Raw genomic sequence first — 24,128 nt, forward strand, 5'->3', positions numbered from 1 at the left:
CCGAGCTGGTCGGCGAGATGGCCGCGGCGATCGGCGCGAGCATGCGGGCGGCGGGGACCGTTGCGGCGCCACTGGACCCCCGCGACTTCGACCTGCGGCGCGGCACGGACCGGAGCGGTTCGGTCAGGTCGCTGGGCGGCATGCTCGCCAGGACCGGCGTCGGCGCGCTGCTCCGCTCGCCCGGCCGCGCCAGGCTCGGCCGCGGCTGCGCACGCGCGGCCGGGGTCCCCGCCGGCTCGCTCGTCTACTGCTTCGACCGGGCGGACAGCACCACGGAGGACTGGGTCCCGCAGGGCGTCACGTCCGTCTCCGACGCCGCGGCGGGCGAGGGATGGGCGGGCGGCGTCCGGCCGATCCTCGTGTCCTGGCACAACGGCGGCCGGGTCAGGGTCACGTTCGTCGACCCCGACCGGCGCGTCTACCGGCACGTCCTGCTCGTCGCGCCGGTGATGCGGGGCGGGCGGCCCACCTACACCGACGTCGGCGTCCACGCGGGCGGCATCGCCTGGTACGGCCACAAGCTCTACGTCGCCGACACCCGGCACGGGCTGCGCGAGTTCGACATGCGGCAGATCTTCGACCTGGCCGCGAGCCGGGCGGGCTCGACCCGCCGCCCCGACCGGATCGGGCTGCACGGCGGCGCGTACTACGCCCACGGTTTCCGGTACGTGATGGCGCAGACGAGCAGCTGGCACTTCGCCCGCGGCCGGGTCGGCGCCCAGTGCAGGGGCCTCGGCCCGCTGCGCATGTCGTGGACGGCGATCGACCGCACCACGTGGCCGCACGTCCTCATCGCGGGCGAGTACTGCCGTCCGAGCTGGCCGCGGGGACGGGTGGTCTCCTGGCCGCTGGAGTCATTGGCCGGAGGCGGGACCGCGAGCGCCGACGGTGGCGCCCGGCTCCCGGTGGACAGGGTCCAGGGCGCGGTCAGGACGCGCGGGCAGTGGTGGTTCACCCAGAGCCGCGGCGACGAGCGCGGCCGGCTCTTCTCGACCCGCTACACCGGCCGCGGCTGGGCCCCGGCGCGGCGTCGCACGATCTCCTACGGACCGGAGGACCTGTCCTGCCACCGGGGCCGCCACCGCGTCTTCACGCTCGCGGAGCACCCGGGCCGGCGCGCCCTGTGGGCGTTCCGCGCGGCCTCCTGCCGGTGACCTCCGGCTCCCTCACGCGCTGATCGCCGACCTGGCGGGCTCGGCCTCTCCGGCGGAGCGCCGCCGGGGACCGCCGCGCACCAGGGCGCCGACCGCCACGGTGCCGATCGCCGCGACGCCCAGCGCCGCTCCGATCCAGGCCGTGGACGGGTAGCCCTTCCCCGCGTCGATCGCGAGCCCGCCGAGCCACGGCCCCACCGTGATGCCGATGTTGAACGCGACGACGTTCCCGGCCGCGACGAGCGTCGACGCGCCGTCCACCATGCCGAACGCCCGCGAGTTGAGGGTCGGGTTCGTCCCGAAGCCGACGAACCCCAGGAGGAACACGAGGACCACCACGGGCAGGGGCGACCTCGCCGCCAGGGCGAGCAGCACGGACACGACCGTGAGCCCCGCGAAGCCCGCGTACAGCGTCTGGACGCCCCACCGGTCGGCCGTCCGCCCGCCGAGCGTGATCCCGAGGAGGGCGCCGACGCCGTAGAGCGCCAGCACGCCGGGAACCCACGCCTCCGCGATGCCCGTCGTCTCCGTCAGGAAGGCGCCCAGGTAGCCGAACACGGCGAGGAGCCCGCTCGTGGCCAGGGCCGTCGTCCCGTACAGCAGCCACAGGCCGGGGACGGCCATCGCGCGCATCTCGTCCCGCACCCGGGGCGGCGCGGCGTCCGCGCGCGCGGCGGGGATCGTCGCGGCCACCAGCGCCATCGCGGCGGCGGACATGGCCGCGACCGCCCAGAACGCGGCCCGCCAGCCGAGATGCTGCCCGACCACCGTCCCGGCGGGCAGCCCTACGATCGCCGCGACCGTGAGCCCGCCGGCGACGACGCCCATCGCCTTCCCCCGCGCGTCGCGCGGCACGAGGCTCACGGCGGTCGCCGCCGCCACCGCCCAGAACCCCGCGTAGACGAACGCGCCGACGATCCGCATCGCGAACAGCGTCCAGTACCCGGGCGTGAGCGCGCTGACGACATGGGTCAGCGCGAACACCGCGAGGAACGCCAGCATCGCCCGCCGGTGCGGCCAGCGCAGGGTCAGGACGGCGAGCGGCGGCGCCCCGGCCAGCATCCCGATCGCGAACGCCGAGATCAGCCAGCCTGCGGCGGGCACGGACACGCCGAGGTCGTGCGCCATGCCGGGCAGCAGCCCCGCCAGCATCAGCTCCGACGTGCCCTGCGCGAAGATCGCCAACCCCAGCGCGTAGACGGCCAGTGGCATCGGTCCTCCAGTATTGGATAGATCAGTACAAAACTTGGGCGCGGAAAAGGGGCGGCTCGCCGGCCGCCCGGATCAGAGGGAGAGCATCGCCGTGTCCGCGATGGCCCTGAGGGTGTCGGGGCCGGCGCCGCCGCGCGCGGCCACCTGGATGCCGCTGATCGTGGAGATCATGAAATGCGCCAGCGCGCCCGCGTCCCTGGCGGCGTCGATCTCGCCGTCGCGCATCCCGTCCTCGATGGCCGCCCTGAGCGCGGCGAACCGCCGCCGCCGGTCCCGTTCAAGCCGCTCGGCGATGTCGGGGTCGTGCGGCCCGAGCTCCACCGTCGCGTTCACGACCAGGCATCCGGACGGGTCGTCCTCGTCGGGTTCGGCGGCCCAGTCCATGACCGCCCGGAGGCGCTCGCGCACGGTGCCGTCATCGCCCTGCAAGTGGTCGATGAGGCGGGTGGTCCGCACGTCCATGTAGTGCGTCAGCGCCTTGATGAACAGGTCGCGCTTGCTGGCGAACGTGTTGTAGATGCTGCTGCGCCCGAGACCGGTCGCCGCGCACAACTCCTGCGTCGACGTCGCCTCGTAGCCGTCCGCCCAGAAGGCCCGCATGGCCGCCTCGACGGCAAGACCCTCGTCGAACTTCCTCGGCCGCGCCATGGAGTCACCGTAACACGTTATGGACAGCTCGATCCAATATCATCCGGTCGGGTCGCCGAGCCGCACGAGCCGCTGCCGCCCGGGATGTGCCAGCAGCGCGTCGCCTGGCTCCAAAGGGCCCTGGAGCGAGGAGGGAACATCCCAGAGCCTCGCCTCGTGCCCCCCGACGTGCTTGGTCAGCAGAGCGGGCGCCCCGAGTTCGCGAAGCAGGGCGACCAGGGGGTCGAGCGGCTCGCCGGAGGTGATCTGCCGCCGCGAGAGGATCAGGTGGACGCCGTGTTCGCGCATCGTGCGCAGGTCGGGAATGGCCGCGGCGAGCGGATCGTCCCGCAGCAGGCGCTGACGGTGGCCCACCACCACGTAGATCTCGGGACCGCCGCCGCTGATCAGACGGGCCCTGGTGCCCCAGACGGCCTCGGTCAGCAGCCTTCCGAACTCCTCCGGCGACGAGGTGTGCCGCACGCCCGCCCGTCCCCAGGCTTCCGCGCGCGCGAGGTCGCGCGGGCTCATGTGCATGTCCAGGTAGTAGATGAGCCGATCCCGCTCGGTGCCGCTCGCCACGAGTTCATCGACGATCTCGCGCACCAGGGTCGCCTTCCCCGAACCGGACGGACCGCTGATGAGCAGATGGCGATCGGCGTCGAGATCCAGGAGCACGGCCTCGCCCGTCTCCGGATCGCTCCCGAGCCGCACGCTCCGGTTCCGCGAGACCGGGGCGCGCGGGGGCGCGGCCTCCGCGTCGAAGGCGTCGACCCATCTGAAGCGATCGGCGAATCCGGGGACGACCCGGACCAGCGAGCCTTCGAAATAGTCCGGCTTCCCGCAGAGGACGACCAGGGTGTCGTCGCGCCTCCTCCTCCGCATGGCTTCTACGAGTTTTCCGATCGGCTCTGGACGCAGGTAACGGCTCGTCGCGTTCTGCCCGACCAGGTCGCGGAAGAGGAGCACGCCGCCTCGGTTCGCCCTGAAGATCTCGGCCACTCTGCCGGCAGGGTCGAAACCGGAACCGGGCGGGTCGGTGGAGGGGGTCGGTCGGTTTCCGGCGGAGTCGGCGTAGCCGATCGCGACATGGTCGGCGCTCCCGCGCGGGAGGAGGCCGAGCTCGGCGAGCCACCCTCCGTACAGCTTCGCGGTCATGAGCATCTCCGGCCTGTACGGAGCGGGGAAGACCAGATGACGGTGCAGGCGGGATCCGCCGGCACGCGCGGCCTCGGCATCGGACCGGAGGATCTCCACCAGGGCCGCCCGCACCATCGCACCGTCGACGGGACCCCCCTCCCAGGTCCGCTGCTCGTCCTCGATCGCCTCGTCGAGACCATCGAGCAGGCGGCTGATGGCGTCGATGCCGGGCTCGACCGGGGTGGCGGCCCCCGGCGCGGGCTGCGAGTACTCGCGCGTCCGGCGGACGAATTCGTCGACGGCGTCGCGTGGGGGCTCCGGCGCCACGGTGAACTGCTGGGGGGAGCCGCCTCCGGCGAGGAGGTAGGCCGTTGGCTCGCCGTCCGGGAACTGGAGGTTCGCCTGCCCGAGGACGTGCCGCAGCTGGTCGGGTGGCAGGCGGTCCGCCGCGATGCGCCAGCCGAGGAGCGGCAGGAAGCGGCCCCAGATGGTGGTGTTCTCGACGGTGGACGAGGTGAGCAGCAGTTGGACGTCGAGCGCTCTGCCTCGCTGCGCCAGGGAGAGGAGCGTCTCGCCCACTTCGCGCCTGCTGGACGGGAAGGTGAGCGAGAGATCGGCGACCACGAGGAGGCGCGGCCGCGTGTGGGGCGGCGGTGTGGACGAGGACTCGGGAGCCAGGGTGGCGGGCTGTTCGCCCGGCTGGTAGTCCTCGAAGAAGTTCCACCAGACCCGGTCGACCGAGTTGGGGTCCTGCCGGAACTGCTCGTACAACTCGTCGACCGTCCATTGGCCGGTGCCGAGATCTGAAACGTGCGGCGTGTTCTGCGGCGGGCTCGCGGACCGTGCTTCGAGCTCGCCGGACAGGAAGTCGAAGAACCGCCGGAGTCGCTCCGGTGAGCCGAGCAGCTCTTCCTCGGAGTAGCGGACGTGTGGAAGGTCGATGGGCTCGCCGAGGGGATGCCGGCCCAGCCCCGCGAACACGAATCGCAGGTCCGCCGGGGAATGTCCTGCTGCGAGGGCCAGGGTGATGGCGCGAACGATTCTCTGGCGGGCTTCGGGACTGCCCACTATCAGGCCGTGCGGAATGCCCGACGAGGAATCGAGCGGATAGAGGTTGAGGAGATGGCCGCCGGGCCGGTAACCGATCGCCGGACTCCGCGGCATCTCGGCGGGCAGTGCCCATGTCTCATGCAGCATCCCGCTCGGCCCGCCGCCGTTCAACCGCAGAACGTCGAACTCCGGCTCCGCCGCGGGCTCGGAACTCGGGGGCTCCTCGGGCCAGGGGAGTCGGCGCGCCTGCGGGCCGCGCCGCCTCATCAGGGCCGTGATCGGGTCGGCGGCGTCGAGTGAGATGCGGGCGGGCTCGAAGGCGGGGCGGGCCTCCTGCGCGAAGATGTGCACGGACGCGAGGTGGTCGCCCATGCGGCTGGGGAAACCGGCGTTCCAGCCGGCGTAGCCGGAGAGTTCCGGCGGGGTGGGGGATTCGTTCGGCGAGCAGAAGACGAACTTGATCCCCTGGCTCGGTCCCGCCTCGCAGAGCGCGGCGAGCGGTTCGACGAGTTCGGGCCGCGCTTCGATCAGGGGCCCGGCCTCGTCGATGACCACGACGAGGGTGGGCAGCGGGTCGAGCGGCCGGCCGGCGGCGATGGCCGCCTGGTACTCGTCCCAGGTGGTGACCCCGGCGGCCCGGAGCACGGCTTCGCGGCGCCGCCGCTCGGTCTCCAGGGCCTCCGGGAGCCCGCCCAGCAGCGGTGCGTCCGCCGACCCGACGTTGAGGCTCGTCGCGATGTGGGGCAGGTTCAGGTTGACGAAGGACAAGCCCCGGCTGTGGTCGACGAACGCGAAGTTGAGGATGTTCGGGGAGTGGTTGAGCGCCAGGCTCATCACGAGGGTCCGCAGCAGCGCGTCCCGGGAGGCCCGGGGGCCGTTGATCAGGCCGTGCGGCAGGTCGGGGTTGCCGTGCAGGACGTCCACCGACACGAGGTCGTCGCCGTCCACGCCGATCACCGTGGGGCGCGGGCCGCGGTCCCAGCCTTCGCCGATCAGCTCCTCGACCGGGGTGTCGAGAAGCTCCAGCAGGTCCGGGGCCGCGGGAGTCGGAGTGGGAGTCGAAACGAGGTGGGAGCGGGTCTGAGGGGTGAGGAGCGCGAAGTGGTCGGTGTCGGCGGTGAGGACGACCGGGCCGCCGTCGGCGGGGAGGAGGGCGCGGAACGTCTCGGCGGACGTTCCGGCGCGGCGCTCGATCTCGGCGGAGACGGCCTCCAGGACGTGCCGGGTGTGCAGGGCCTCGGGGCGCGGGAGGGTGTCGAGGAGGGCCTCGCGGGCGCCGGGGACGAACTCGTAGCGCACGCCGCCGACCGGGCGGAGCAGGCCGCTCAGCAGCACCTCGGCGAGCTGTCCGGGGCCCGAGCCGCCGAGGATCCGGTGCTGGATCAGGCGCATCACCGGCAGCGACGGGACGGAGACGGCGACATGGGCGGCCAGTTCGGCGGCGTCGGGGGACGCCGTGGCGAGGAAGCGGCGGACGCGTTCGGCGATCGGCAGTTCCCGCTCGCGCCGCACGGGCGCCGCCCCGGACGGGCGGGCCGGCAGCGTCGCGACGGCGGCGGGCTGCGGCTCGGATCCGGAGACCAGCCGGGCCCACGCGCCGAACCAGCGCGGCGCGATCTCCAGGACGGGGACGGGCACGCCGGGCGCGGCGGCGCCGTCGTAGGGGGTGAAGCGCAGGTCGGTGTTCGGGGCGCCGGGGCGGGGGAGGACGGCGAGGCCGGGGGAGGCCGGGGCGGCGGTGCGGCGCCAGAGGCGTTCGGCGAGCGGCTGGACGATCGCGGTCGGCCCGGCCTGCGCCCAGCGGCGCACGGCCTGCCCGGCGCGCCCGTTCCACCAGTGGGGGCCCGAGCAGTCGCTCAGCACGAGGACGGCCCGCCGCCCGGAGGCGTCCAGGAGCGTTCCGGGGTCCTGAGGGGGCGCCTCGGGTGTGGAGGCGATGCGGCCGTTCCCGTCGAGGTAGCTGAGGTGGACGTCCTGGAAGGCGCCCTGGCGGAGCAGCGTCTCGGCCAGCTCGCGGGCGAGGGGGCGCCAGAGCCGCATGGTGGGGCCGGTGTCGACGACCAGGCTGAGGCCGAGCCACCGCTCGGGCGACGGGACGAGGACGGGCGTCCACAGGCGGGTGTCGGCGATGCGCGCGGCGGTGGCGTCCTCGTCCAGCTCGGCGCGGTGCCGGGACGGCACGCGCCGCTTCAACGGGCGCAGCGCACGCTGGACGCCGAGCGGATCGGCCAGCATCGGCGCGGTCGGGACGAGCACCTCCGACGCGCGGCCGACCGGCTCCGCCTCGGCGTCCGGGCGGGGGCGCAGTTCGGTCAGCGGTTCGGAGGGACGCGGCGGCGCGGGCTCGGGCGGCTCGGGGCCGCCGGGGTCGTCCGCGGGCTCGGCGGGCACGGGCAGCGGAACCGGCGGGGCCGAAGGGGGCCGCTCCTCGGACGGGGAGATGTGGCAGGCGAGCCACAGCATCTCGCTCAGTTCGCGGGCGTCCGGCGGCGGCCCGACCGCCGACAGGACGTTCCGGAGCCGGTCAATCGTCATCGACGGGCCCGGTCAGGTAGGGCATGATGCGGTCGGCCAGGGCCTGGCGGTCCTCGGCGCCGGCGTGGCGGCACAGGTAGACGGCGTTGAGGAGCTGGTCGGTGGCCAGGGTGCCGGACGCGGAGCGCTCGAAGAAGCGGCGGACGAGGTCGTCGCTCTGGTCGGCGAGCGGACCGAGGTGCTCGCGGACGATCGCGGACAGCTCCGCCTCGCCCGACGGCTGCCGCAGCTCCACGGTCACGCAGCGCCGCAGGAAGGCGGGCGGGAACTCGCGCTCGCCGTTGCTGGTCATCACGACCAGCGGGAACGCGCGGCAGCGGACCGTCCCGGCGGTGACGGTGACCCGCGCGCCCGGCCCGTCGGCGGTCATGACCTCGGCGACCGGGTCGGCCCGCCGGGTCAGCTCGGGCAGCTCGTACTCGCCCTTCTCGAAGATGGTGAGCAGGTCGTTGGGCAGGTCGATGTCGCTCTTGTCGATCTCGTCGACCAGCAGGACGCGCGGCCGCCGGTAGGGCAGCAGCGCCGTGCCGAGCGGGCCGAGGCGGATGTAGCGGCCGATGTCCTCCTCGCGTGCGGCGTCGTCCCGTCCGGTCGCGTCGTGCCGTCCGGCCGCGTACAGGCGGGTGAGCGGGTCGTACTGGTAGAGGCCGTCGCGGAGGGTGGTCCGGCTGGTGATGGGCCAGTGCAGGACGGGCCCGAGCCCCAGTTCGTGGGCGACGGCGTAGGCCAGCGTCGACTTCCCGGTGCCGGGAGGCCCCGTCACCAGCAGCGGGCGGCGCAGGTAGAGGGCGGCGTTGACCTGCTGCACGGCATCGTCGGACGGACGGTAGGTGGTCGCCTGGTGCTCGTTCCCGGAGCCGCCGGAAGGGGGCTCCACGGTGGGCTCGCCGTCGAACGCGCGCCACGGCGGCGGCGGAGGCAGCCGGTCGATGCCGTCGTGCGTGCGTCGGCTCCCGGTGTAGAGCAGCCAGTCGGGCACCTATACCTCCATCGCGAGCGGGGGGTCGGGAAGCCGGGACGGATCGTCCCACAGCAGCGTCAGGTCGCGCCCGCAGTGCGGCGTGCCCTTGGGGGCGACGAGCGCGGCCTTGCGCAGCGCGAGCGCCAGCCGCGGAAGGTCGCCCGGATGCCGGTCGCCGACCGCCGCGGTGAGCTCGTCGAGGACGCGGTGCCCCCGGCAGTCTCCGTGCGAGGACGCGTCGCACGGGGTGCGCGTCCACATCATGACGGGGACGCCGTTGTTGAGCGCGGCCGTCAGCCAGCTCTTCACCGGGCGCGACCCGTACACCAGCACGCAGAAGTCGATGTTGGCCTCCAGCCAGTCCTGGAAGTCGCTGCCCCTGCGCGGCGCGTCGCACGCGATGGGGCGGGGCTCGCTGCGGCCGCGCTCGATCAGCAGCCGCCAGCGGTGGTGGGCCTGGTCGCGGCGGATCGAGTCGGGCCGCAGCCGCTCCACGTCCCGCACCACGACCGGGTACTTGCGCATGGGGATCCTGTTGCGCGGGTCGACGTACCACTGCTCGAACGGCTTGCCCAGCCAGCCCTCCGGCACCGCGAACTCGATCATCCAGTCGCGGCCGAACAGCGCGGGCGCGAGCGCCGCCACGCCCGCCTCGACCACCGGCCGCACCCGCCGGTCCGGGACGCGCTCGGTCGGCCGCCCCGGTCCCTCGGCGCCGTCGATCCAGGTGTGCACGGTCACGTCGAAGGCGTTGTCGAACGTGACCCGCTCCAGCCGGACGATCACCGACGCGGGCCCCGAGCGCGGCGCGGCGGGGGCGGCGCCGGGCAGGTGCCGCGCGGACCAGGCGACGAGCCGCCGCCGGGCGGACCCGGGCAGGTGCGGCCCGAGCGCCGCCACGTACCGGACGAGCCGGTCCTCCGTCCAGCCCTCGGCCACGTAGCGCACCGAACCCCACGCCGACCGGAAGCCGCCGAACGCCCGCCGGCCGGTGATCCGTTCGAGGTCGGCGGCGAGGGGGTCGGTGTAGCGGACGCCGTGCAGGAGTTCCCGCAGCTCGCGGCGGGCGTCGGGGGTGAGCCACCGCAGCGGCAGCAGGTCGTCCAGTTCCTCCCAGTACGTTCGGATGTGCGCGATGGGCAGCATCCAGCCGAGGTCGGCCCGGTCACCGTGCCGCAGCTCGGCGTTCGTCACCATGCCGATGACCTCGCCCGTCGCCGTGTCGTACACGGCGGAGCCGCTGTAGCCCTCCTCCAGCCAGTCGCCCTGGCCGGTCTTCAGCTCCCACCACTCGCGCCGCATCCCGCGGTGCGGGGACGTCGTCACCGACGCGTGCCGCTCGTTCTGGTCGGGACGGCGCGGGAACCCGCACACCCCGAACGTCCGTCCGAGCAGGCTTCCCTCGTGCAGGCCGTCCGGCGCGGCCAGCGCGGCGGGGGTCAGCGCGACCGGCTCGCTCAGTTCGAGGACGGCGACGTCGCCGGGGTCGCCCGCCTTCTGCCAGTCGCCGCGCCGCACGACCCTGGCGGGCAGGTCCTCCAGCAGCCCGGGGAACCCGACGCGCACCTCGTCCCGTCCGTGGACGGTGTGGGCGCAGGTCAGCAGCCGTGTCGCGGTGACGAGGAACGCCGCGCCGAGCCTGCCCCCGGACGGGGGGCCGACCCAGGCGCGCCACTGCCAGTCGTCCACGATGCGGCTACGCCTCCTCCGCGGCGCGCGGCTGCTGCCCCCACGTCATCTTGACCTTGAGGTGGCCCTCCACGGACGTCTTGGCGATGACGGCCCCGGCCGCCGCGTTGAGCTTGACGCCGAACTCCAGCTCGATCCCGTCGGGGTTCAGGTCGCCTCCGCGCAGCGACGACAGCGCCGTCTGCGCCGCGTCCCGGACGCTCTGGAACGCGTCCTCCAGCTTGCCCGCCGCGTCGTGGATCAGATCGCCGGTGCGGGACACCGACTGGAACCCCGGCTCCATGTCGTCGGTCTCCACGACGATGGTCCCGTTCTCGGTCTGCCAGCGCACCAGTTCGTTCACCCGGCAAATCTAACAAGATCATGCGGTGCGGGGTGCTTTGCTGGAAGTGCCGCACCGGCGGCGGCGCGGCCACAGGAGGACACGATGATCACCGTCGAGCAGGTGCGGGCCCTCGCGATGACGCTGCCCCGCACGTCCGAGCACCTGATCAGAGACCGGGTGAAGTTCCGCGTCGGCTCCATCGTCTACGTCGCCTTCTCGCGGGACGAGACCGTCATGGGCTTCGCGTTCCCCAAGGAGGAGCGGCTCGCCCTCGTCGAATCCGAGCCGGACAAGTTCCACCTGCCAGGTGAGTCCGACATGCGTTTCAACTGGGTGCACGCCTGGACCGCGGCGCTCGACGAGGCCGAGATGGAGGAACTCGTCACCGACGCGTGGCGGATGGTCGTCCCGAAGAAGGTCGCCGCCGCCCGCCTCGGCCCTCAGAACGGATGACGCCCGTCCAGCGTGCGCGGGGGTGATGCGAGCAGCGCCCCGGCGGCGCGGGCGATGCCGTCCGACGCGGCGGGCAGGAGCCGCGCCATGCGCCGGGTGGACAGGCTGCCGGTGCGGCCGGTCACGCCGAGGCAGCCGACCAGCGCGCCGTCCGGGCCGCGCACCCCCGTGGCGACGCAGCTGAAACCGAGCTCGCACTGCTCGTGCTCCACCGCGATCGCGGTGTCGCGCACCGCGCTGACCTCGTCCAGGAAACGCGGCCAGGACGTGGTGCCGCGCGGTGTCTGCGGCGCCGGCGGCCGCCCGCGCAGGCCCTCCAGCAGGTCGGGCCGCTCCGCGAGCACCACCCGTCCCAGCGCGGACGTCTGCAGCGCCGCGCTCCGCGGGTCGTTCGGCCACTCCCCGCGCCGCACGTCGGGGGCCCGGTTGGCGCCGTAGGCCATGGTCATGAACGTGATGGAGCCCTCGCTGATCTCGCAGACCCACACGATCTCCCCCGTGCGGGCGAACAGGTCCTGCACGTGCGGGGTGGCGGCGTGGAGCAGGCCCTCCTGCAGGGCCGCGCGCCTCCCGAGGTCCAGCAGGTGCGGCCCCAGCCGGTAGCGCCCGTCGGGGTCGCGCCGGAGCATCCGCCGGGCCACCAGGTCGGCGGCGATGCGCCGCACCGTGGGCTTGGGGACGCCGACCTCGCGGGTGAGATCGGCCAGCGTCATCGGCCCGCCGCGGGCGGCGACCGCGTCGAGGACGGCGACGACGCGGCCGGTCACGGTGCGGTCGTCCATGGGTTCCATGTTCCTGCCCGGACGGACGAAAAGCCACCGGCGGGTCACTCAGTGACACGCTCCCATGGCGTCCGGAACCGGTCTCGGCGACCGTGGCGGATGCGGCGCCGCGCCACGGGGGCCGTCGCCGCGCCGGAGTCCCGACCACACCCGGGGGGAACCATCACATGACCCAGCACCACCGTCCGGGGGCCCACAGCCCCAACGTCCTGTTCTTACTGCTCGGCCTGCTCCTGATCGTCATCGGCGCCGCGGCGATGGTGCTCGGGTTCCTCTACGGGGTCCAGTCGATCCTGGGCGCCGACCTCGGCCCCGATCTCGGCTCCGAGGGGCTGAGCGCCGCCGGGTCCGAGATGGAGCCGCTGGTCAACGGCTTCACCGTCGTCATCGTCGGCACGACCGTGCTGACGATCGGCCGCTACCTGTGGCGCGGCGCCCGCCGCCGCGGCGCCCGGGACCGGATCGGCCGGCTTCTGATCATCCTGGGGCACCTCTTCGTCTGCGCGGCGCTGGTGATCTTCACCCGCTTCCTGCTGTCCGCGCTGGACACCGGCGACCCCGGCGAGGGAGAGAAGATCGTCTTCCGGGGCCTGGTCGTGTGCGCGGCGGTGTGCGTCCCCGGACTGCTCCTGGCCCTCCCCGGCCTGCGGATGGCGAAGGAGCGCCCGCTGATGGAGGCCGAGGCCGAGGTGAACCGCCCCGGGCCGCCACCGCCGCCCCCGCCGCCGCCTCCGCGGCCCTACATGCGCTGACCGGCGCGTTCTCAATGCGGCGGCGGCAGCGGGTCGACGGCGTTGCCGGCGCTGCAGCCGCCCTCGCCCGCCATCCGCTGCATCCGGGGCGGCGTCCACACGTTCGTGCGGCCCGGCGCGACGCGGGCCAGGACGCAGTCGAAGGCGTCCGACGCGTAGGGCCTCACCGTGAGGGCCACGCCGACGACGTCGCCCTCGGTGGCGAACTCGCGCCGGACGGCCGGGTCGAGCCGCAGCGACGCGACCGCCGCGCGGATCCTCGCCTCGTCCGCCCGGCCTCCCTTCGGCACGCGGGGCAGCGCCCTGCCCAGCCGCTCGAACGGGATCTCCGGGGTCTTCGGCCACGGCTTGAAAACGAGCGGCGCCCCGGCCGGGCACCGCACCTGCCGTGTGCCGTAGTGCCGCCATTCGGTGGTGGTCGAGAACCGCAGCTCGAAGCACCGCCGCACGGTGATCGTCGAGGACGGGAACCAGCCGCCTTCCGGCGCCGTCCCCGACGTCCGGAGGACGAGCCGCACCCCGTCCCCGGCGGTCGAGACGCCGGTCACCTGCATGACCTCCACGCCGTCGAGGTCCGCCGCCCGGTGCCCCATGTCCTGCGCGGGCCGCACCCGGGAGTCGTAGACCCGGTCCCCGGCCCGCTCGGCGGCCTTCCGGGCGTCCGCGGCGGCCACGTCCTCGGGGCTCCGGCTCAGCTGCCCGCAGCCGGCGGCGAGCAGGACGACCAGGGGGATCACGAATCGGCGCATGCCGCAAATGATCCCGGCGGCCGCCGCGCGGCGATATCCGCTCTCGTACTCAACCCGTCTCAGGCGTCGGCGGGCTGCACCTCGGGCGTCGCCTCGACCGGCTCGGCCTCCGGCTCGACCGCGACCGGGCGGCGGCGGCCCCACGCCAGCGCGGCGGCGAAACACGCGAACGGCAGGGCGGGCAGCATGTAGCGGTAGTCGAAGTCGACCGTGATCGGGGGAATGGCCAGGAGGGCGACACCGGACGTCCAGAACAGCGCCGTCCGGGCGCGCGCCCGCCGCCACACGATCCCGGCCGCGCCCGCGAGCAGCACCGCGCCGAGCACCGTCCCCGGCACGCTCACGTGCTTCTGGTAGCCGCGCAGCACACCGGCGTACGGCTCGACGACGTGCGTGCGGCCCGTTCCATGCGAGTACTCGTACACGACCGCCCCCCGGTCGCCGCCCCCGTAGACGGGCAGCCTCGGCTTGCGCGCCGTGGGCCGCGTGGGGAAGTGGTACCGGGCCTCGGTGCCCACGGTCGGGTAGCGCGACCGGTGCCACGAGAATGTCCGGACGAAGAAGTCGTAGGAGACGACGCGCAGGTAGTCGAGCGGCTGGTTCTTGATCGCCCACACCGCGAACCGCTGCGCCCGCGCGTTGGTCCGCTCGTCGAACGCCTGCCCGTTGGACCAGCCGGTCGGCGAGTTGTCCTCCCAGATCTGGTGGGACGAGGCGGGCCGGTCGTCCTTGGCGCCGTACGGGCAGAGCCCCGCCAGATCCGGCGGGGGCGCGAACGCGTCGCAGTCGGCGAACGCCGCCGTCCGCCCCCACAGGAAGATGCCGTCCACGCCCGTCATCTGGAACCGGCCGTGCTCCCGCTGGAACCACGTCGCGTACGCCCCGACGGGCAGCGCGAACGTCACGGCGAGCGCCGCGTACACCGGCCATCGCGTCCGCCTGAGCAGCAGGTAGAGGACGGCGATGAGGAACAGCGGCACCCCCACGGTCCGCGTGACGGCCGCCACGCCGAGCAGCGCGCCCACCAGCGCGGCCCGCCGCCAGCCGGCCTCCCCGGGCTTGGCCAGCAGCAGCATCGCCCCGAACACCAGGACGGTGAACAGGGTGTCCGACAGCAGCAGATGCTCGAGCTCGACCTGGAAGGAGTCGAGCAGCACCGGCGCGACCGCCAGCGCCGCCCACGGCCGCCGGACCTCGAAGTCGCGGACGAGCATCCGGTACCCGAGCGCGGCCAGCCCGAGGATGGCCGCGTGCTGGAGCGCCGTCACCAGCGCGAGGCTGTGGAACGGCTTCAGCGCCCACAGGAAGAGCCCGTACCCGGACGGCCTCATCGGGTGCGGGAACGGGTCGTCCGCGATCCGGACGAAGTCGTAGCTGTCGTTGAACCACAGCACGCCCCGGAACCCGACCATGGCGAGCACCCGCAGCACCACGCCCACGAGCAGCACCGCGCAGAACAGCCAGTTGCGGCGGACGGTCGAAGGGGAGAACGACACCGGGAACCTAACTGTGGGGACGTGCGGGCGGACAGAATCCTGCGCCGGTCCTGGACCGGCGGCGTCGCGCCGGGGCGGGCCACTACGTCACTCACTGCCGCCCACGCATCGGCCGAGATCCTACCAGCGCCGCCCCCGCCCGCCCCTGACGTCCGCCGCGGACGACCAGGTAACAGCGGCATTTCCCGCCGGGCCGCGTCCAGGCCGAGTGGTCACCGGGGTGCCGCTTCTATGTGTCTGACCCCTTGGGGCTCACCAGCCCTAGGATCAGGTGGACTTCGCGTCTGCCGGCAGGTAGTCCGCCCGGCCCTCGTCGTCGAGTTCGAACGGGCCTTTCGGGATGATGCAGAACTCGTTCCCGTCGGGATCGGCCATGACGAGGAAGCCTCCAGAGGCGTACTCCGTCAGTCGCCGTCCGCCCAGTTCTTCCACCCTGGCCTGCTCGGCCGCCGGATCCTCCGACTCCAGATCCAGGTGCAGCCGGTTCTTCGCGGCCTTGGGGCCGTCGGCGCGCTGGAAACCGACCCCTAGCCCGTTCCTGCGCTCCAGCCAGACGTACGGCCCGGAACGCGCGACGACCGGCCGGCCGAGCAGTTCGCTCCAGAAGGCCGCCAACCGATCGGGATCAGCGGAGTCGACGATCACGCAGTTGATGTCCATGGTCACCCATCTGCCCCGGAGAGGCGTCCGGCCAACGCCGCGAAGCGCCGGAATTGTGCCACCCTCTACTGGCGCGTTAGTGTCTCGCGTGGGGCGGCGGCTGTCGCTCTTGCTGCGAGAGAGGGCGATGCGGGTATGCGTGGTGTTTTATCGCTCGTCGGCATCATGGTGACGCTCTATGCCGTGGCAGGGTGCGGCGGCGATGGCGGCGAATCCTCGGCTCCCCCGAAGGCCAGTGCGCCCGCGTCGCCGAGTGCGCCCGCGTCGCCAGGTGAGCCTTCGCCTTCGGAGACCTTGGAATCCCGATTCTTCGCCTGCCTGCGTGCGCACGGCGTCCGGCTGCCTGAAGACGACCGTCCCGGCGGGAACGAGCAGCGAATAAACCGGGGTATCGAGAAGTGCGCGTCTCTCATGGAGCCGGGGCAGGCCGTCCTGGTCCGCGTGACCAAAGGAAATCGGTTCCAGGCGTGCTTGGCCGAGCACGGGGTCGAACTGCCCGAACCCGGCCGGAAGCTCAGCCTGATCCGCGGAAGGGACCGGGTCATGGACGCCGCCCTGGAGCAATGCTGAAGCACTGAGCGGGCGACCGTGGAGGCGGCTTCGCTAGGGTCGCGTCCGCTTCGGCAGGGTGAGGATCTCGGCGCCGTCCTCGGTGATGGCGATCGTGTGCTCGCTGTGGGCCGTGCGGCAGCCCGTCGCGCTGCGGAGCGTCCACCCGTCGGCGTCGGTGACGAGTTCGGCGGTGTCCTCCATGATCCACGGCTCCAGTGCGAGCAGCAGCCCGGGGCGCAGTTTGTACCCGCGGCCGGGGCGTCCGGTGTTGGAGACGTGGGGGTCCTGGTGCATCGTCGATCCGATGCCGTGGCCTCCGAAATCGGTGTTGATGGAGTACCCCGCCTCGCGCAGGACCGAGCCGATGGCGTGGGAGATGTCTCCGGTGCGGGCCCCGGGGCCGGCGGCGGCGATCCCCGCCCGCAGTGCGCGTTCGGTCGTGTCGATCAGCGCGGCGCTCTCCGGGGACTTCGACTCGCCCACGACGAAGCTGACGGCCGAGTCCGCGGCGACTCCGCCCAGGGAGACGGCGAGGTCGAGGCTCAGCAGGTCCCCGTCGGCGAGCGCGTAGTCGTAGGGGAGTCCGTGAAGGACGGCGTCGTTGACGGACGTGCAGATGTAGTGGCCGAACGGCCCGCGCCCGAAGGACGGCGCGTAGTCGACGTAGCAGGACTCCGCCCCCGCCTCGACGATCATGGCCTTGGTCCACTGGTCGATCTCCAGCAGGTTCGTGCCGACCTCGGTGCGGCTCTTCACCGTCTGCAGGATGTCGGCGACCAGGGCGCCCGTGTCCTTGGCTCGGGCCAGTTCGCTGGGGTTCAGAATCTCGATCATGTGGCGCCCATCCCATGCAACCAATAACTATACCGGTCATACTATACCGGTACTAGAATAGGGGTCATGGTCAGGTTGCCGCTCACTCCCGCGGAGGTCGAACGCGGGCAGCGCCTCGGCGCCCTCCTGCGCCGGGCCAGGGGAGAGCGCTCGATGCTCGCCACCGCGCTCGACGCGCGCGTCTCCCCCGAGACCCTCCGGAAGATCGAGTCGGGCCGCGTGGCCACCCCCGCCTTCTCGACCATCGCCGCGATCGCCGGTGTCCTCGGCCTCTCCCTCGACGAGGTGTGGGCCGAGATCAGCCGTCCCGAACGCGACGTCGAGCCCACCGGCTCCGGCGCCTGAGCACGGCTCTTACTTGTCGTCCAGCCTCACTCCATGCGGGCCGCCGCCTCCTCCAGGTCGTCGATGCCTCCGGACATGATCGTGCGGACGTGCTCGGTGATGTGCTGGAGCGGCCAGTCCCACCAGGCCAGGGCCAGCAGGCGGTCGACGTCGGCGTCGCCGTAGCGGCGGCGGATGAGCCTGGCCGGGTTGCCGCCGACGACGCCGTAGTCGGGGACGTCGTCGACGACGACGGAGCCGGACGCGATGATCGCTCCATGGCCGATGCGGACGCCGGGCATCACCGTGGCCCGGTAGCCGAACCACACGTCGTGGCCGACGACGGTGTCGCCCCGTCCGGGCAGGCCGGTGACGAGGTCGAAATGCTCGGCCCAGGAGCCGCCCATGATCGGGAAGGGGAACGTCGAGGGCCCGTCCATGCGGTGGTTGGCGCCGTTCATGATGAACCGCACGCCCTCGCCCAGCGCGCAGAACCGTCCGATCACCAGCCGTTCCGGCCCGTAGTGGTACAGCACGTTCCGGGTCTCGAACGCGGTCGGATCGTCCGGGTCGTCGTAGTAGGTGAACTCCCCGACCTCGATCAGCGGCGAGGTGACCAGCGGCTTCAGCAGCACCACCCGCGGCTGCTCGGGCATCGGATGCACGACGTTCGGGTCGGCGGGGACAAGTGGCATGACGATTCGCTTCCTTACCGATGAGATGGGTGCGCTCAGCTGCGGGCGGCGGGCGCCGGAGCCGACCGCACGGCCAGGTGGCGGCCCTTCCAGCGCCGGCGCAGCAGGCGGTCGTGGCTGACGATGACGAGCGTGCCGCCGTAGTCGGCCAGGGCCGTCTCCAGGTCCTCGACCAGGGCCGGCGACAGGTGGTTGGCGGGTTCGTCCAGCAGCAGGACGTCGGACGGCTCGCTGAGCATCCGCGCCAGCGCGAGCCGCTGCCGCTGCCCGGTGGACAGCCGCCCGGTCGGCACCGCGAGCCGATCGGGCCTGAACAGCCCCAGGGAGAGCAGTCGTTCGGCGTGCTCGGCCGGCTCTCCCGCCCGCCCTCGGGCGAAGGCGGCCAGCACGGTCTCGTCCGGGCATCCGGGTCGCGGCTCCTGGGGCAGGTAGGCGATCCGGCCGCGCCGGGTGACGCTTCCGCCGTCGGGGGCGAGTTCACCGGCCAGGACGCGGAGCAGGGTGCTCTTGCCCGCTCCGTTCGGCCCTGTGACCAGCAGGCGGTCGCCCGCCGCGACGGTGAGGCTCGTGCGGCCGAGCCGGCCGGCGACGGCGATGCCGTCGGCCTCGATCACCGCACCCCGCAGCCGGCGGGCCCGCAGGACGGGGGTGAAGCGCAGCGGCTCGGGCGGAGCCGGGACCGGGTCGGCGAGCAGGCGGCGCAGCCGCTCCTCGGCGTTGCGCACCCGGCCGGCCAGCGACTGCTGCACCCGGCCGCCCGCCCGGTCGTAGGCCATCTTGTTGCGGTCCTTCATCTCCCGGCCGGGGGCCACCTGGCGGGCGGTGGTCGCGGCGGCCCGGCGGAGCCGCTCGACGTCGGACGTCCACTGCTCGTGGGCCCGGCCCCAGCGCCGCCGGGCCGCCGCCTTCTCGGCGAGGTAGCCGGCGTATCCGCCGCCGTACCGGACGACGCGGCGCCGGTCGGCGTCCACCTCCAGCAGGCTGGTGGCGACGCGTTCGAGGAACGCCCGGTCGTGCGAGACCGCCACCGTGGTGCCCCGCCGGGCGCGCAGGTGCTCTTCCAGCCAGTGCAGGGCGCTTTCGTCGAGATGGTTGGTCGGCTCGTCCAGCAGCAGGACCTCCGGCGCGGACGCCAGAACGGCCGCCAGCCGCAGCCTGGCCCGTTCCCCTCCGGAGAGGCCGCCGACGGTGCGGTCGCGGTCGACGAGGCCCAGGCCGAGCCCGTGCAGGGCGCGTTCCACGCGCGCGTCGGCGTCGTAGCCGCCGCGCAGCTCGAAGACCGTCATCAGGTCGCCGTACTCGGCCGCGGCCGACTCCTCGCCCGCGGCCATCGCCGCCTCCAGGCGGCGCATCCGCTCCTCCACCGCGCGCAGGTCGCTCAGCGCCCGGTCGATGACCTGCTGGACGGTCGCGTCCGGCGCCGCCCGCTCGTCCTGGGCGAGGTAGCCGACGCCGCCGGTCGCCTGGACGACGATCCGGCCCTGGTCGGGACGTTCGCGTCCGGCGAGCAGGCGCAGCAGGGTCGTCTTTCCGGAGCCGTTCTCACCGACGATCCCGGTGCGCTCTCCCGGGGCGAGTGAGCAGGTCACCTCGTCAAGGACGAGCCTGCCGTCGAAGGACTTGCCGACACCGAGCGCGGTGATCTGCGTGGCCATGCGAGCACTCCCGAGCATTCGAGGACGGGGCGGTCGTCAGCGACCGCGCGGCCGGGTGAACGCTTCGGAAGAGCATCGATCACTCCACTAATGCGACAACTGTTACATTAGGATTCTGCCATGGCGCATCCCCCCGAGCAACCGGACCACCTGCGATGACTTCCCACGACGCACGACCGGAGGGCGCCGGAGGCGCGCCGCCGCCCCGGCCCCGCCCCGGCGGCCGGACCGCCCGCACCCGTGCGCAGGTGCTCGACGCGGTCCTCGCGGAGCTCGGCGAGCACGGTTACGACGGGCTCACCATGGAGGCCGTCGCCGCCCGCGCGGGCGTGCACCGCGCCACGGTCTACCGGCGCTGGAGCGACGTCGGCGGCCTGCTCGCCGACGTCCTCGACGCGGTGGGCGACGACGACTGGAGCCCCCCGGACACCGGCTCGCTGGAAGGCGACCTGGCGGCGCTGAACCAGGAGATCCAGACGGCCATGGCCGCGGAGCCGCCGATCATGGCGGCCCTGATCGCCGCCTCGTTCCGCTCGGAGAAGGCCGCCCAGGCCCAGCGGCGGCTCTGGGAGGACCGCTACACCCGCTGCGAGATCGTCGTCACCCGGGCCGTCCGGCGCGGCGAACTGCCGCCGTCCACCGACGCGCGCCGCCTGCTCGTCGCCGCCACCGCACCGCTGTACCACCACCTGGTGCTCCTCCGGACCGAGCCGGACCCGGGCCTGCCCGCCCACGCGGCCAGGACCGCCGCCCTGGCCGCGACCGCGGGCGCCTTCAGCGAACCCGGGCCGCGGTAGGGACGGCATGATGGAGCCGCCACCGGCGGCCTCCCGTCAACGGATCTTGCAGGGCCCGCTCGCGGACGAGGCCGGCTCGGACGCCTCCGCGTGCTCGCCGGGCAGCCGGACGGTGACGAGGAGGCCGCCCGCGGGGCGGGGGGTGAGGTCGAGAGTCCCGTCGTGCGCCCGGACGATGCTGTGGACGATGGCCAGCCCGAGGCCGACACCGGCGTGCTCGTCGGTCCGTGTGCGCTGGGTGCCGCGCTGGAAGGGTTCGGTGATGGTCGGGACCAGCTCCGGCGGGACCGGCTGACCGGTGTTCTCCACCCGCAGCACGCTCGCGCCGTGGAGCGATTCGGTGTGGACCGTCACGGTGCCGCCGTCCGGGAGGTTGTGGACGATGGCGTTCTGGACGAGGTTGGTCACCAGCCGCAGGACGAGCTCCGCGGAGCCGAGGGCGTGTGTCTTCTCGCCGGTGACGTCGAGCGTGATCCGGCGCTGTTCGGCGAGGGGGAGCAGCGTTTCGGCGGCTTCTTCGGCGATGAGGGACAGGTCGACCACGTCGCGGGTGAAGCTCTTGCGGTCGGTGCGGCTGAGCAGCAGGAGGGCCTCGGTGAGGTCGATCGCCCGCGTGTTGACGGTGTGGAGGCGTTCGAGGACGTCGCCCTGATCCCGCGCGGGATCGTTGCGGGCGGCGTCGAGCAGGGTCTGGGAGATCGCCAGCGGGGTGCGCAGCTCGTGGGAGGCGTTCGCGGCGAACCTCCGCTGTTCGGCGACGTGGGATTCGAGCTGTTCGAGCATGGCGTCGAACACGTCGGCGAGTTCCCGGAACTCGTCCTTGCGGCCCCGCAGCCGGATCCGGTGGGACAGCGATCCGCCGGAGGCCGTCCGCGCCGCGTCCGCGATCCGTGTGAGCGGCGCGAGCATCCGGCCGGCGAGGATCCATCCTCCCGCGAGGCCGAAGAGCAGGAGGAAACCCATGGCCGCGGCCGCGGCGGGATAGAAACCGCGCAGCAGTTCGGAGCGGTCGGGCCCGAGCACGATCACGACGCCGAACCTCCTCTGGATGGCTCCGGCGTCGACGTCGCGCATCCAGCGCAGCACGAACACCCAGACCACGGCCAGCAGGAGACCGCCGCCCAGCAGGAGGAAACCGGCGTAGCTGAGCGTGAGCTTCAGCCGGGCGCTGAGACCGGGGCGCCTATCCATGACGACGGTGTTCGTTCTCGACGATCGACACGCCCATGCCCGCGATGGTACGAGCCGGTGCATATCGTCCGCGTATCGAAAATCCCATACGCGCCGGCAACACCGCGCCGCCTTGACTGGCCGCATGGCTGAGCGAGGACGGACGATGGCGCCGGTGGAAACGGTGGAGACCGAGCAGGCCGAGGCCGGGCGGCACACCGGCGCCGGGGCCTGGCGGGCGGGCATCCGCCGCGCGATCCGCGCCGGCTCCCGGCCGGGGCCGTGGAAGCGCGGTCTCGTGCTCGCCGCGTCGGCGCTGCTGCTCGGCCTGCTCATGCTGCTGCACGCGAAGATCCCGAACCGGATCGGGAACCTCGGCAGCCTGGTGGAGACGTTCCTTCCGTGGTTCGGCTTGTTCGTCCCGGTGCTGCTGGCCGCGGCGCTCTGGCGCCGATCCGCCTCCGCCGTCGCCGCGCTGCTGCTGCCGGTCGTGGTGTGGCTGAACCTGTTCGGCGGGCTGCTCGGCGACAAGTCCCGCCCGGGCGGTGACCTGACCGTGGTCAGCCACAACGTCGGCGCCGGCAACCCCGACCCGGCCGCCGCCGCCCGCGCCCTGGCCGCCTCCGGCGCGGACGTCCTCGCACTGGAGGAGCTGGCCCAGCAGGCCAAGGGCACCTACGAGAGGGAGCTGGCCAAGACGTACCCGTACCACGCGGTCCAGGGCACGGTCGGGCTGTGGAGCAGGCTGCCGCTGTCGGACACCCGGCCGGTCGACATCAAGACGGACGCCGGGCCGCTGGGGGAGACCAAGCCGGCCGAGCTCAAGATGAAGGACAACCGGGCGCTGCGCACCACGGTGGCCACGGAACACGGACCGCTGGCGGTGTACGTGGCCCACCTGGGATCCGTGCGCGTGAACCCCAGGGCGGGTTTCTGGTCGGCCCACCGGGACCGGGGCGCGCAGGCGCTCGGCGAGGCCATCGCCGCCGAGCGGAACGAGCGGGTGGTGCTGCTCGGCGACCTGAACGGCACCGAGGACGACCGCGCGTTCGCCGCCATCACCTCCCGGATGCGCTCCGCCCAGGACGAGGCCGGGGACGGCTTCGGCTTCAGCTGGCCGGCGGCCTTCCCGGTCGCCCGGATCGACCAGATCCTCGTCCGCGGCGTGGAGCCGAGGAGCGCGCGGGTACTGCCCGCCACCGGCAGCGATCACCTGCCGGTGGCGGCCGAGATCAGCTGGTGAGGATTTCCGACAGGGAGAGGACCGTGAGCATGGATTCGGCACGTGACATCGGCCGCCGGCGGCTGGTCGCCTGGGGCGGGCTGGCCGCCGCCGGCATGGCGGCAGGAGTGCCGCTGGCGAGCCCCGGGGTCGGCCACGCCGCCGCGCCCCCGTCCCGGCGCGGCGAGATCCCGCCGGACACCCTGCCCGGCGGGGCCTACGACCGGTACGTGGCGAAGCTGGCCGCCGAGGGCAGGTTCTCCGGCCGGGTGCTGCTCGCGCACCGGGGCCGGACGGTGCTGTCCCGCAGCTACGGGATGGCCGACGAGGAGAAGGGGATCCGCAACCACGAGGGCACGGCGTTCAGCCTCAGCTCGGCGGGCAAGCCGTTCTTCGCGGTGGCCGTGCTGCAACTGGCCCAGCAGGGCAGGCTCCGGCTGACGGACACGGTGGGCGATCATCTGACCGGCTTCGCCGCGGACGTCGCGGAGAAGGTGAACATCCACCACCTGCTGTCCGGCACCTCCGGGCTGGACGCGCCGGACGAGGACGTGCAGCGCGTCTTCCAGAGCCGCGACGAGGTGCACCGGTACTACGAGCAGCGGGCTCGCCAGGCGAGACTGGTGGGCGTCCCGGGCACTCCGAACACCGCCCACGCGGAGCCGGAGGTCACCATCTCCGCGCTGATCGTGGAGGCCGTCGCCGGTATGACGTACTGGGACTACGTCCAGGAGAACATCTTCGAGCGTTGCGGCATGACCGGCTCGGGCTTCTTCACCCGGCCGCAGTGGCTGACCGACCGGCACATCGCGCACCCCTACATGAAGGTGGCCGACGGCAGCGTGGTGGACGCCCTCCGCAACCTGGACAAGGGCAGCCCGAACCCGTACGTGCTCGGCAAGAACCCGGGCCGCGCCTTCATCGACGCCCCCGGTGACGGCGGCTTCGCCACCGCGCCGGACCTGGCCCGGTTCGCGCACGCCCTGGGCGACGGCACCGTGCTCGACCGTCCCTGGGCCGATGTGCTCACCGCGCCCAAGCTCCCTCACGGGCCGGCGTCGTTCGGCGCGTACGGGATCCCGATCAGCATCGTCGGCGGCCAGTGGATGTACCAGCGCGCGGGCGGCAACCCCGGCGTCGGCGCCAACTGGAGCATCTACCCGTACACGGGCTGGGTCGGCGTCATCCTCACCAACCGCGACGTCGACGGCGCATCGCTGGTCGACATCATGGGCCAGGAGATGAAGGCCGTCACCGGAGCGGAACCCAGCCCGGGCTCAGGCGGCTGACCGGC

Annotated in this window: 22 protein-coding genes; 8 read left to right on the forward strand and 14 right to left on the reverse strand. The window is 73.3% G+C overall.

Going from position 1 to position 24,128, the window contains the following annotated elements:
- Positions 1-1,154 (forward strand): hypothetical protein (locus AB0K37_RS01300; RefSeq protein WP_363972965.1); only part of this gene is annotated, 1,154 nt, incomplete at its 5' end.
- Between the two features lie 12 nt (positions 1,155-1,166).
- Here the strand turns inward: AB0K37_RS01300 and AB0K37_RS01305 are convergent.
- The 6 genes from AB0K37_RS01305 to AB0K37_RS01330 form a co-directional block, all read right to left on the reverse strand.
- Positions 1,167-2,366, reverse strand: a complete 1,200-nt coding sequence (locus tag AB0K37_RS01305; protein WP_363972968.1) for a Cmx/CmrA family chloramphenicol efflux MFS transporter — start codon at positions 2,364-2,366, stop codon at positions 1,167-1,169.
- A 72-nt stretch (positions 2,367-2,438) separates the two neighbouring features.
- Positions 2,439-3,014: a TetR/AcrR family transcriptional regulator gene (locus AB0K37_RS01310; RefSeq protein WP_363972971.1), complete on the reverse strand. Its 576-nt coding sequence runs from the start codon at positions 3,012-3,014 to the stop codon at positions 2,439-2,441.
- A 39-nt stretch (positions 3,015-3,053) separates the two neighbouring features.
- Positions 3,054-7,718 (reverse strand): SAV_2336 N-terminal domain-related protein, encoded by a 4,665-nt coding sequence (locus AB0K37_RS01315; protein ID WP_363972974.1) that lies wholly within the window; start codon positions 7,716-7,718, stop codon positions 3,054-3,056.
- Entirely contained in the window at positions 7,708-8,697 is a 990-nt protein-coding gene (locus AB0K37_RS01320) for a MoxR family ATPase (RefSeq protein ID WP_363972977.1), read from the reverse strand. The genes AB0K37_RS01315 and AB0K37_RS01320 overlap by 11 nt, the downstream gene beginning before the upstream one ends.
- On the reverse strand, positions 8,698-10,368 hold the full coding sequence (locus AB0K37_RS01325) for a trypsin-like peptidase domain-containing protein (protein ID WP_363972980.1): 1,671 nt from the start codon (positions 10,366-10,368) through the stop codon (positions 8,698-8,700). It abuts the gene before it with no gap.
- Between the two features lie 7 nt (positions 10,369-10,375).
- A complete protein-coding gene (locus tag AB0K37_RS01330; protein WP_363972983.1) occupies positions 10,376-10,711 on the reverse strand; it encodes a CU044_2847 family protein in 336 nt (111 codons plus the stop codon).
- 84 nt (positions 10,712-10,795) lie between these two features.
- Between AB0K37_RS01330 and AB0K37_RS01335 the strand changes: the two genes are divergently transcribed.
- The gene (locus tag AB0K37_RS01335) at positions 10,796-11,146 is read left to right on the forward strand and encodes an MmcQ/YjbR family DNA-binding protein (protein ID WP_363972986.1); all 351 of its coding nucleotides are present in this window, start codon (positions 10,796-10,798) and stop codon (positions 11,144-11,146) included.
- Here AB0K37_RS01335 and AB0K37_RS01340 read toward each other — a convergent pair.
- A complete protein-coding gene (locus AB0K37_RS01340) occupies positions 11,134-11,928 on the reverse strand; it encodes a helix-turn-helix domain-containing protein (protein ID WP_363972989.1) in 795 nt (264 codons plus the stop codon). The two genes, AB0K37_RS01335 and AB0K37_RS01340, sit on opposite strands and share 13 nt — an antisense overlap.
- 167 nt (positions 11,929-12,095) lie before the next feature.
- Between AB0K37_RS01340 and AB0K37_RS01345 the strand changes: the two genes are divergently transcribed.
- Positions 12,096-12,680: a hypothetical protein gene (locus AB0K37_RS01345; RefSeq protein ID WP_363972992.1), complete on the forward strand. Its 585-nt coding sequence runs from the start codon at positions 12,096-12,098 to the stop codon at positions 12,678-12,680.
- Positions 12,681-12,691: 11 nt separating this feature from the next.
- On the opposite strand, the gene AB0K37_RS01350 is transcribed toward AB0K37_RS01345, so the two are convergent.
- The 3 genes from AB0K37_RS01350 to AB0K37_RS01360 all read right to left on the reverse strand — a co-directional run bounded on the left by AB0K37_RS01350 (position 12,692) and on the right by AB0K37_RS01360 (position 15,570).
- Positions 12,692-13,429: a hypothetical protein gene (locus AB0K37_RS01350; RefSeq protein WP_363972995.1), complete on the reverse strand. Its 738-nt coding sequence runs from the start codon at positions 13,427-13,429 to the stop codon at positions 12,692-12,694.
- A gap of 59 nt (positions 13,430-13,488) precedes the next feature.
- Positions 13,489-14,925, reverse strand: a complete 1,437-nt coding sequence (locus AB0K37_RS01355; protein ID WP_363972998.1) for a hypothetical protein — start codon at positions 14,923-14,925, stop codon at positions 13,489-13,491.
- Positions 14,926-15,192: 267 nt separating this feature from the next.
- The gene (locus AB0K37_RS01360) at positions 15,193-15,570 is read right to left on the reverse strand and encodes a VOC family protein (protein WP_363973001.1); all 378 of its coding nucleotides are present in this window, start codon (positions 15,568-15,570) and stop codon (positions 15,193-15,195) included.
- A gap of 426 nt (positions 15,571-15,996) precedes the next feature.
- Here AB0K37_RS01360 and AB0K37_RS01365 point away from each other — a divergent pair, with 426 nt between their 5' ends.
- Positions 15,997-16,155, forward strand: a complete 159-nt coding sequence (locus AB0K37_RS01365; RefSeq protein ID WP_363973004.1) for a hypothetical protein — start codon at positions 15,997-15,999, stop codon at positions 16,153-16,155.
- A 33-nt stretch (positions 16,156-16,188) separates the two neighbouring features.
- Here AB0K37_RS01365 and map read toward each other — a convergent pair whose 3' ends face one another.
- Positions 16,189-16,971, reverse strand: a complete 783-nt coding sequence (map, locus tag AB0K37_RS01370) for a type I methionyl aminopeptidase (RefSeq protein WP_363973007.1) — start codon at positions 16,969-16,971, stop codon at positions 16,189-16,191.
- Positions 16,972-17,037: 66 nt separating this feature from the next.
- On the opposite strand from map, the gene AB0K37_RS01375 reads away from it, so the two are divergent.
- Positions 17,038-17,316, forward strand: a complete 279-nt coding sequence (locus AB0K37_RS01375; protein ID WP_363973010.1) for a helix-turn-helix transcriptional regulator — start codon at positions 17,038-17,040, stop codon at positions 17,314-17,316.
- A gap of 26 nt (positions 17,317-17,342) precedes the next feature.
- Here AB0K37_RS01375 and AB0K37_RS01380 read toward each other — a convergent pair whose 3' ends face one another.
- Positions 17,343-17,990: a CatB-related O-acetyltransferase gene (locus AB0K37_RS01380; RefSeq protein ID WP_363973013.1), complete on the reverse strand. Its 648-nt coding sequence runs from the start codon at positions 17,988-17,990 to the stop codon at positions 17,343-17,345.
- A gap of 35 nt (positions 17,991-18,025) precedes the next feature.
- Entirely contained in the window at positions 18,026-19,645 is a 1,620-nt protein-coding gene (abc-f, locus tag AB0K37_RS01385; RefSeq protein ID WP_363973016.1) for a ribosomal protection-like ABC-F family protein, read from the reverse strand.
- Positions 19,646-19,800: 155 nt separating this feature from the next.
- On the opposite strand from abc-f, the gene AB0K37_RS01390 reads away from it, so the two are divergent.
- Positions 19,801-20,442, forward strand: a complete 642-nt coding sequence (locus AB0K37_RS01390) for a TetR/AcrR family transcriptional regulator (RefSeq protein ID WP_363973019.1) — start codon at positions 19,801-19,803, stop codon at positions 20,440-20,442.
- 36 nt (positions 20,443-20,478) lie between these two features.
- On the opposite strand, the gene AB0K37_RS01395 is transcribed toward AB0K37_RS01390, so the two are convergent.
- Complete coding sequence (locus tag AB0K37_RS01395) at positions 20,479-21,633, reverse strand: HAMP domain-containing sensor histidine kinase (RefSeq protein WP_363973022.1); 1,155 nt, start codon at positions 21,631-21,633, stop codon at positions 20,479-20,481.
- A 124-nt stretch (positions 21,634-21,757) separates the two neighbouring features.
- On the opposite strand from AB0K37_RS01395, the gene AB0K37_RS01400 reads away from it, so the two are divergent.
- A complete protein-coding gene (locus AB0K37_RS01400) occupies positions 21,758-22,855 on the forward strand; it encodes an endonuclease/exonuclease/phosphatase family protein (RefSeq protein WP_363973025.1) in 1,098 nt (365 codons plus the stop codon).
- A 29-nt stretch (positions 22,856-22,884) separates the two neighbouring features.
- Entirely contained in the window at positions 22,885-24,123 is a 1,239-nt protein-coding gene (locus tag AB0K37_RS01405) for a serine hydrolase domain-containing protein (protein WP_363973279.1), read from the forward strand.
- The last annotated feature ends 5 nt before the right edge of the window (positions 24,124-24,128 follow it).

Origin of the sequence: Actinomadura sp. NPDC049753, from assembly GCF_040674655.1 — a bacterium.
Lineage (GTDB): Bacteria > Actinomycetota > Actinomycetes > Streptosporangiales > Streptosporangiaceae > Spirillospora > Spirillospora verrucosospora.